Below are 7,315 nucleotides of genomic sequence, written 5' to 3'. Positions count from 1 at the left end.
AAAATGAGAAAACAGCAAAAGTTGGAATAAAAAGCAAACGGTTAAAAGCTGGCTGGGATGAAGATTATTTGATGAAGGTTTTAACCGTGGGCAAACTGAGTGTCTAATTTAGACCCGTTTGCCCTAGCTTGTCAGCCTTATATGGACGAAGAAGGTAGAGTATTGGCTAAAGGGTTAGCTGAAAATGTTGTCAGTCGCATAGGTGACCAAGCAGCAGAAATTACAAAACTGGAAACAAAAGATAAAAAACAAAATCCGCCTTTGACTTACAACTTATCGAGTTTACAAATTGATTGCGCTAAACGGTTTGCAATGTCGGCACAAGACGTTCTGTCTATTTGTCAGAGTTTATATGAAAAGCACAAGCTAATTACCTACCCAAGATCAGACAGTCGTTACCTTCCCAAAGAGCAATTGCAACTTGCGTCAAGCGTTGTAGCAGCGGTTGTAGCGAATGCTTCTGAGCTAGTTTCGAATATTCCACAGCCTAATACAAACCTAAAATCAAAGGTGTGGAATGACAGTAAAGTGGATGCTCACCACGCTATTGTTCCAACAGAAAAACGAGTTGATTTAACTAAATTGTCAGCGAATGAAAGCAAGGTGTATCAGCAAGTTGCAAGGCAGTATTTAGCACAGTTTTACCCTGCGTATTTATATCAAGAAACCCAAGTCGAAGTGACCATTGCTGGTGGTAAATTCAGTTGCAAAAGTAAAACTGAACAATCCTTAGGTTGGAAAAGTTTATTTAAGTCATCAACCAAAGAGAATTCACCAGATAGAACTGAAACCCAGCTACTTCCACCTCTTACTTTGGGTCAAAAATTAACTTGCACACACGGTGAGTTACTTGAGAAGCAAACCCAGCCACCTAAACACTTTACCGATGCAACGTTATTATCGGCTATGACGGGGATCAATCGTTTTGTTCAAGATCCTGAAATTAAAAAAGTGTTAAAAGAAACCGATGGCTTAGGAACCGAAGCAACGCGTGCTGGCATCATCGAATTGCTGTTTAAGCGCGGTTTTATGAAAAGACAGGGAAAAACCATTCTTGCCACCGAAGCAGGAATCGGTTTGATAAAAAGTTTGCCTGATAATGTAAGCCAACCTGATATGACAGCGTTATGGGAATCAAGTTTAGAAGCAATAAGCCGTAAAGAAACGCGTTATCAGGATTTTATGCTTCCGATGCAACATCAATTGCATCAGCTGATTGAAATAGCTTGTCAACAATTGCCCACAGCACTGCAAGGAGTCAAATCAACACAGAGTAAAAAGCGTTTTTACAGAAAAAAGAGTACTTTTCGAAAGGGTAAAACAAGCTCTAAAAAATCAATTTAATAATCATTGCTGTTGTATGTGTACATACTCCTTGGTATAAGACTGTTATCAAAAATAGGGGTAGGCGAAAACCATTACAATGGATAAATATCAAACCTCAGTTGCAACTTTTGATAAGTTAGCGCAGCAGTACCAAGATAGATACATGGAATTTGAGCATTACTTCGATACTTATGATGCCATTTGTGATTTGGTCACAACGTCAAACGCCAAGATTTTAGATATTGGTTGTGGCCCAGCAAATATCTCAAGCTATTTATTGAAAAAACGTCCAGATTTTCAAGTTCACGGTACTGATTTATCACCTGCTATGGTTGAACTTGCTAAAACAAACGTTAAGGGCGGTTGTTTTGAAGTGCTCGATTCACGTGAAATTTGCAAAATCGATCAAAAATTCGATGCAGTGATTTGTGGTTTTAATGCACCATATTTAGATGAAGAAGATGTTGCTCAGTTAATTACTGATATCTCATCTTTATCAAAGCCGAATGGTGTGTTGTATTTTGGCACTATGGAAGGCAGTGCGTTTGACAATGGTTATCAAACTTCTTTAACGGGAGATCAAGTCTATATTCATTATCACTCGTATCCATTTTGTTTGGCACAACTTCAAGCGAACGGATTAGAACTGATTGAAGTGAAGCGGAAAATGATGCCGCTTCAAGCCAATCAGCTACAAGCGATAGCTATGTTTTTGTATGCTAGGAAAAGTAACTTATGAATTGTGGTTAGTTATTTTTCTTTACGGCACAGCAAAATAGTGACAAAGCTGCTGCATTTTTTACCGTACACGCTAAAGTACCTCCGACGGCAGGGGGGAGTCCAAGCGCTTGGCCAGCAGCATCAGCTTTAAAAAATGTTAAGAATGAATTCATAACTAGCAAAATCCCGCCTGAACATGCTAATCCACTCCACGCATCATTTTTGACCTTTAAATCCACAGGTTCAAAATTTCTTATGGTATAACAAAATATATCCTTAAAGGATGAGGTTTCTTTTTTAGGATGGGCTGATACTCTCTCTTGGCCTCTTTCTAGAGACGTATAATCTGGAGATGTCGTTGAGAATTGTGCTGCACCTGCCATAATAACCACCAAAAACTACTTTGGAAGTTTTACCTGTTTTAAAGGCAACTTCAATTTCGAATACAATTATTATACTGCTTTAACCATGAACTAATCGTGAAGTAAGGATTAATTGCCCTTAGTCTTATCCATAAATACCTGTATAACTAACAACAGTCCAGGCTGCGCCAGCACCAAGATACTCATGGATAAAAACTCGCTCCCTAAAATTAACGGGAGCTGTCGTAGACATTAAAAGCACTAATGGTTGCAGCGACAAAGGCTGGTGTTGCTAACGCAAGACCAAAACCAGAACCTCCAACAACGAGTCCTGCAAAAAATAGTGAATTCCCAGCGGCGATAGAACCAACTTCAGCTACTAGGTTGTTTGTTATATCTATTTGTCTTACATCATACTGATTAACTTTTTTGGCTTGACGTTATCGTTTTTTCCCCCGCAACGGAAACATTTTGGTCAAGAAAAGCACTTGTATCGCGACGTTCTACAGACATATGTGAGCCACAATTTTTAAATTTACAATTAGCCTATCAAATTTGTTTGAATTTAAGCTGAAAAAGATGAAACTTTAAGAAAAATAACGTCGTATCGGTGTATGAGCATAAGGCATTTTCAATGCCTTTCTCTTCATATTTTACAATTAAGATACCTGATTATTGTGAAAGTGATACATTGTTTGCTTAGTTGGAGTAGGCTCATGAGTTGAGGCTTCACAGGCAATACAAGAAAAACCGGCTGTCTCCAAGCTAATAAGCAAACAACAAGGTACATTGCAAAAAAGCAGTAAACTGCTGAGCCTATACCAAGAGCAATTCCAGTATAAAGATACTTTGGTTGTTTAATTTCATAACCGCAGAGCTTACTGCAACGCTTAGTCTCTTGAGCTGGCTCACTAGCTTTTGGTTGAGTTTTAGTAACCTCTGCACTTACTCCGACTGAAGACATCGTATCGACACCACTTAGTGCTACCAAGTGTACTCTAAAGATAATGAATCAAAGGTGAATATAGAGTGAATTAGCCCCTGAAACGATATACAGGGGCTGAGGGAAATTTACTTAAATGTACTCCAAATAGGCGCATGATCAGAAGGCTTTTCAATGCCTCTTAATTCATAATCAACGTCTGATTCAACCAATCTTTCAGCAAGTGATGAGGTAGCCAAAATCACATCAATCCGTAGTCCACGGTTATCTACGAAGCCCTTGCTGCGATAGTCAAACCACGAGTAACGGCCTTCACGAGTAGGATGAAGTTGACGGAAAGTATCAATCAGTCCCCAATCAAGTAGAGTTTGTAGCCACTCACTCTCTTCAGGTTGGAAGCTGCATTTCCCTGTTTTTAACCAACGCTTGGCATTAACTTCACCGATACCAATGTCTAAATCAATTGGAGAGATATTGATGTCGCCAATGATGGCAATGTCTTCGTCATTTGAGTGATGCTCATTAAGATAAGTCATCAAATCTTTATAGAACTTACGTTTGGCAGGGAATTTGGTTTCGTGGCCGATGTTTTCCCCTTGAGGGAAGTAACCATTTAAAACAGTTAGAGTACGACCATTCTCTTGGTCGAATTTACCAATGATCATACGGCGTTGTGCGTCTTCCTCATCAGTTGGAAAACCTTTTTGCACATGAATCGGTGCTTTTTTCGATAGCATGGCGACACCATAGTGGGCTTTACCACCATGGTAATGCACCTGGTAACCCATGGCTTCAACCGCTTCTAATGGAAAAGCTTCATCATGAACCTTGGTTTCTTGAAGGCCAATAATGTCGGGTTGCTGAGTATCTATCAGAGCTTGTAATTGGTGAAGTCTGGCTCTCAGTCCGTTGATATTGAACGATACGATTTTCATTAAGGCAGTACTCGCTTAAAAGGTTTAACAGTAACGTGTTGGTATACGCCAGCAGCGACATAAGGATCGGCATCAGCCCATGCTTGAGCTTCTTCTAAAGATGCAAACTCAGCAACGACTAGAGAACCTGTAAATCCAGCTTCTCCGGGTTCTTCGTTATCAATAGCAGGGTGAGGTCCTGCAATCATTAAGCGGCCTTCTGCTGAAAGTTGCTTTAAACGTTCGATATGACTCGCACGAGCCGACTTTCTTAGCTCAAGACTATTTTCAACATCTTGAGATGAAATCATGTACCACATAATTATTCCTTATCGTTTTCTTCTTGTGGGAGGTGAGGGTATAGGTAAGCAATTGTGCCCACAAGGTTGATAATACTCAGAATGGTTAAACCAAAGACTTTAAAGTTCACCCAAGTTTCAAGCGAAAAATTGTAGGCGATATAGATATTTATGGCTGCACAGACGGAAAAAAAGGCTGCCCAATAAAAGGTTAAGTTTCGCCAGATTTTTTCAGGTGCTTCGATTTCTTTACCTAACATAGACTTTATAATGGATCGATTCATCAGTTGACTGCCGATTAATAGGCCAGCGAACAACATGTAAATAAGAGTCACTTTCCATTTAATAAAGTTGTCGTCATGAAACACTATGGTTAGGGTTCCGAATATGGCTACCATTGCAAAAGTGACCAGTAGCATCTTCTCAATTTTTTTATAAAGAAGGTAAGTGACGATAAGCTGGATAAGTGTTGCTGCGATTAAAGCGCCAGTTGCGACATAAATATCAAAGAACTTGTAAACCAAGAAGAAGATGATTAAGGGCAAAAATTCGAGTATTTGTTTCATACTTGTTTTAGTCAAATTATCAATGGCAAAGAGGGTATCACGAGTATGTAAGCCTAACAACGATCATCATTTTCGATTAATATACTTGTTAAGTTTTTTCCAAAGATCTCTGAATGACTCAATTAATTCAACAGAAGCTGCAACTGATAGAACAGATGCTTAAAAAGCATGATTTGTGGTCAGCACAAACGCCGACAACAGAACAGCTAAGCAGCACAACACCTTTTGCTTATGATGTGATGCCATTTGAACAATGGTTACAATTTATTTTTATTCCCAAAATTCAATTCTTAATTGACTCAGAACAAGCGCTACCAAGTTCAATGTCAATTTCTCCTATGGCTGAACACGTTTGGGGACAGCAGGCTCAATTAGAGCCATTAATTGAACTATTAAAAGCAACGGATACGTTATTTAATGACTGATGTAACACACTTAGACGAAGTGGAATTAGAAGAAACCCCACCACATATTGAAGTTTTATTTGAAGATGAACACTTAGTCGCCATTCATAAGCCTGCTGGTTTGCTTGTGCATCGCACTTATTTATCTAGAAAAGAAAAGTTCTTTGCTATGCAGATGACACGAGACTTAGTGGGTTGTCATGTATTTCCTGTTCATCGCTTAGATAGACCCACATCAGGTGTATTGTTATTTGCCAAAAGTAGTAAAATTGCCAATCATCTTTGCAAGCAATTTGAAGAGCACTGTATTGAAAAATACTATCTTGCATTAGTAAGAGGTCATGTAACTCAAGCCGATAGAATGGATTACGCTTTAAAAGAAGAGTTAGATGGTATTGCCGACAAATATGCCGATAAAGACAAAGAAGCTCAGTCCGCCGTTACCGACTATTGGCCTTTATTGAATGCTGAAATCCCCTATCAGTCTGGACGATACTCAACCAGTCGTTATGCCTTGATAAAGATGCAGCCACACACAGGCCGTAAGCATCAACTTCGCCGCCATATGGCGCATTTTCGACATCCCATTATTGGAGATACCACTCATGGTGATGGTAAGCAAAACAAATTTTTTAGAGGTTTTTCTGGCGTGAACCGCCTTTGGCTTATCGCTAAAAAGCTGATCTTTACTCACCCTGTAACCAATGAACGAATTGAAGTAGAAGCCGAGCTTGAAAAAGAATGGCTGGAAATATTCGAACAATTGGGTTGGAATGATGAAACCTTGTTAACAGAGCCTATAATCGATATTGTTAATTAAATTAAACAGGTATCAGAGGGATCCTATTGTGAAAACAATCAACATTTTATTTGGAACCGTATACGGCAGTGCACAATTTGTCGCTGAAACGCTAACCACGGAGTTACAGGAGCAGGGTTATCAAACAAATCTCTTAAACCCAGAAGAAAATGTTGATTTTGTTCCCTCTGAAGATGAGTTGCTATTGGTTATCACATCTACCACTGGTCAGGGAGATCTCCCTGATAATATTTTACCTTGGTTTGAATCGATGAGGTCTGCTGCTCCTTATTTACCAAAATTAAAATATGGATTAATTGGTTTGGGTGACTCTAGCTATGAGACTTATTGCGGAGCCATTAAGCAAGTAGACGCATTGTTGGAAGAACTTGGTGCGAATGCCATAGTTCCACGTTTAGAAGTGGATGCGATAGAGACCATGGAGCCAGAAGTTGAAGCGAAAGCATGGGTAAAAGGTTTTATAACAGCGATAGGCTAGCATAGCTAGCCTGTTTTTAAGATGTTGTTAGCCATTATAGGCTTTATTGGACGTAAGGTTAGCAACACCTTTTACCAGTTTGAAAATAGACCAGATAAATACACCAATTAAAATAAACCAGCCTACGATAAAGAACGCAGTAATAAAGCCGATCACGCTAAATACCAGCCCCCAAATAAATACCGAAATAATATTTGAATAGTGATCAGCAAAAATACTATTTTCAGCATCGGATTTCTTAATAAGTGCCCAAATAAAGCCTACAAACCAAAATATTCCAGTAAATAAGCCAATTCCCATTAAAACATATGCAATAAGTGCGTTTTGCTTAGCGGCTGAATCATAAGATGACAAAGGGGTAGTTGGGTCAATCGTTGACATGGTTTAGTCCTTTTAATGTTATTGTTCGTAAAATAAGCAGAAGCTAAATTAAAATAACTTCGGTTGTTTTACAAGTTTATAAGCCCAATAAAAAAGAGAGCC

The 7,315-nt window shown here is 39.0% G+C and carries 9 protein-coding genes and 1 pseudogene; 5 read left to right on the top strand and 5 right to left on the bottom strand.

The features are described 5' to 3' along the window. Positions 1-126: 126 nt before the first annotated feature. Both D5018_RS15240 and D5018_RS15235 read left to right on the top strand, forming a co-directional pair. Positions 127-1,344: pseudogene (locus D5018_RS15240) on the top strand (DNA topoisomerase); the annotation flags it as partial. A 79-nt stretch (positions 1,345-1,423) separates the two neighbouring features. Continuing rightward, the gene (locus D5018_RS15235; RefSeq protein WP_121839857.1) at positions 1,424-2,065 is read left to right on the top strand and encodes a class I SAM-dependent methyltransferase; all 642 of its coding nucleotides are present in this window, start codon (positions 1,424-1,426) and stop codon (positions 2,063-2,065) included. A 7-nt stretch (positions 2,066-2,072) separates the two neighbouring features. Here D5018_RS15235 and D5018_RS15230 read toward each other — a convergent pair whose 3' ends face one another. From D5018_RS15230 to D5018_RS15210, 4 genes are all read right to left on the bottom strand, one after another. After that, complete coding sequence (locus tag D5018_RS15230; RefSeq protein WP_121839856.1) at positions 2,073-2,429, bottom strand: hypothetical protein; 357 nt, start codon at positions 2,427-2,429, stop codon at positions 2,073-2,075. A 1,050-nt stretch (positions 2,430-3,479) separates the two neighbouring features. Beyond that, positions 3,480-4,286 carry an exodeoxyribonuclease III gene (xthA, locus tag D5018_RS15220; protein ID WP_121839854.1) on the bottom strand — a complete coding sequence of 269 codons (807 nt, stop codon included), beginning with the start codon at positions 4,284-4,286 and terminating at the stop codon, positions 3,480-3,482. Beyond that, a complete protein-coding gene (locus D5018_RS15215) occupies positions 4,286-4,585 on the bottom strand; it encodes a YciI family protein (RefSeq protein WP_121839853.1) in 300 nt (99 codons plus the stop codon). The genes xthA and D5018_RS15215 overlap by 1 nt, the downstream gene beginning before the upstream one ends. A gap of 2 nt (positions 4,586-4,587) precedes the next feature. Then, positions 4,588-5,130 (bottom strand): septation protein A, encoded by a 543-nt coding sequence (locus D5018_RS15210; protein ID WP_121839859.1) that lies wholly within the window; start codon positions 5,128-5,130, stop codon positions 4,588-4,590. A 113-nt stretch (positions 5,131-5,243) separates the two neighbouring features. Between D5018_RS15210 and D5018_RS15205 the strand changes: the two genes are divergently transcribed. The 3 genes from D5018_RS15205 to D5018_RS15195 are packed head-to-tail and all read left to right on the top strand — an operon-like array spanning position 5,244 to position 6,832. Next, positions 5,244-5,555, top strand: coding sequence for a YqcC family protein (locus tag D5018_RS15205; protein WP_121839852.1), 312 nt, complete (start codon positions 5,244-5,246; stop codon positions 5,553-5,555). Further along, the gene (gene truC, locus D5018_RS15200; RefSeq protein WP_121839851.1) at positions 5,548-6,354 is read left to right on the top strand and encodes a tRNA pseudouridine(65) synthase TruC; all 807 of its coding nucleotides are present in this window, start codon (positions 5,548-5,550) and stop codon (positions 6,352-6,354) included. Before D5018_RS15205 ends, truC begins: the two co-directional genes overlap by 8 nt. Before the next feature lie 28 nt (positions 6,355-6,382). After that, positions 6,383-6,832 (top strand): flavodoxin, encoded by a 450-nt coding sequence (locus D5018_RS15195; protein WP_121839850.1) that lies wholly within the window; start codon positions 6,383-6,385, stop codon positions 6,830-6,832. A 27-nt stretch (positions 6,833-6,859) separates the two neighbouring features. On the opposite strand, the gene D5018_RS15190 is transcribed toward D5018_RS15195, so the two are convergent. Then, positions 6,860-7,213 carry a DUF4870 family protein gene (locus D5018_RS15190; RefSeq protein WP_121839849.1) on the bottom strand — a complete coding sequence of 118 codons (354 nt, stop codon included), beginning with the start codon at positions 7,211-7,213 and terminating at the stop codon, positions 6,860-6,862. Between the last annotated feature and the right edge of the window lie 102 nt (positions 7,214-7,315).

This window comes from Parashewanella curva (assembly GCF_003675895.1).
Taxonomy (GTDB): Bacteria; Pseudomonadota; Gammaproteobacteria; order Enterobacterales; family Shewanellaceae; genus Parashewanella; species Parashewanella curva.
This window is presented reverse-complemented; position numbering and strand designations above follow the sequence as displayed.

Bases quoted from the DNA above. Each gene is read 5' to 3' on its own strand.
- D5018_RS15190 (WP_121839849.1), bottom strand. From the start codon at position 7,213: ATGTCAACGATTGACCCAACTACCCCTTTGTCATCTTATGATTCAGCC.
- D5018_RS15235 (WP_121839857.1), top strand. From the start codon at position 1,424: ATGGATAAATATCAAACCTCAGTTGCAACTTTTGATAAGTTAGCGCAG.
- truC (WP_121839851.1), top strand. From the start codon at position 5,548: ATGACTGATGTAACACACTTAGACGAAGTGGAATTAGAAGAAACCCCA.
- D5018_RS15205 (WP_121839852.1), top strand. From the start codon at position 5,244: ATGACTCAATTAATTCAACAGAAGCTGCAACTGATAGAACAGATGCTT.
- xthA (WP_121839854.1), bottom strand. From the start codon at position 4,286: ATGAAAATCGTATCGTTCAATATCAACGGACTGAGAGCCAGACTTCAC.
- D5018_RS15230 (WP_121839856.1), bottom strand. From the start codon at position 2,429: ATGGCAGGTGCAGCACAATTCTCAACGACATCTCCAGATTATACGTCT.
- D5018_RS15210 (WP_121839859.1), bottom strand. From the start codon at position 5,130: ATGAAACAAATACTCGAATTTTTGCCCTTAATCATCTTCTTCTTGGTT.
- D5018_RS15215 (WP_121839853.1), bottom strand. From the start codon at position 4,585: ATGTGGTACATGATTTCATCTCAAGATGTTGAAAATAGTCTTGAGCTA.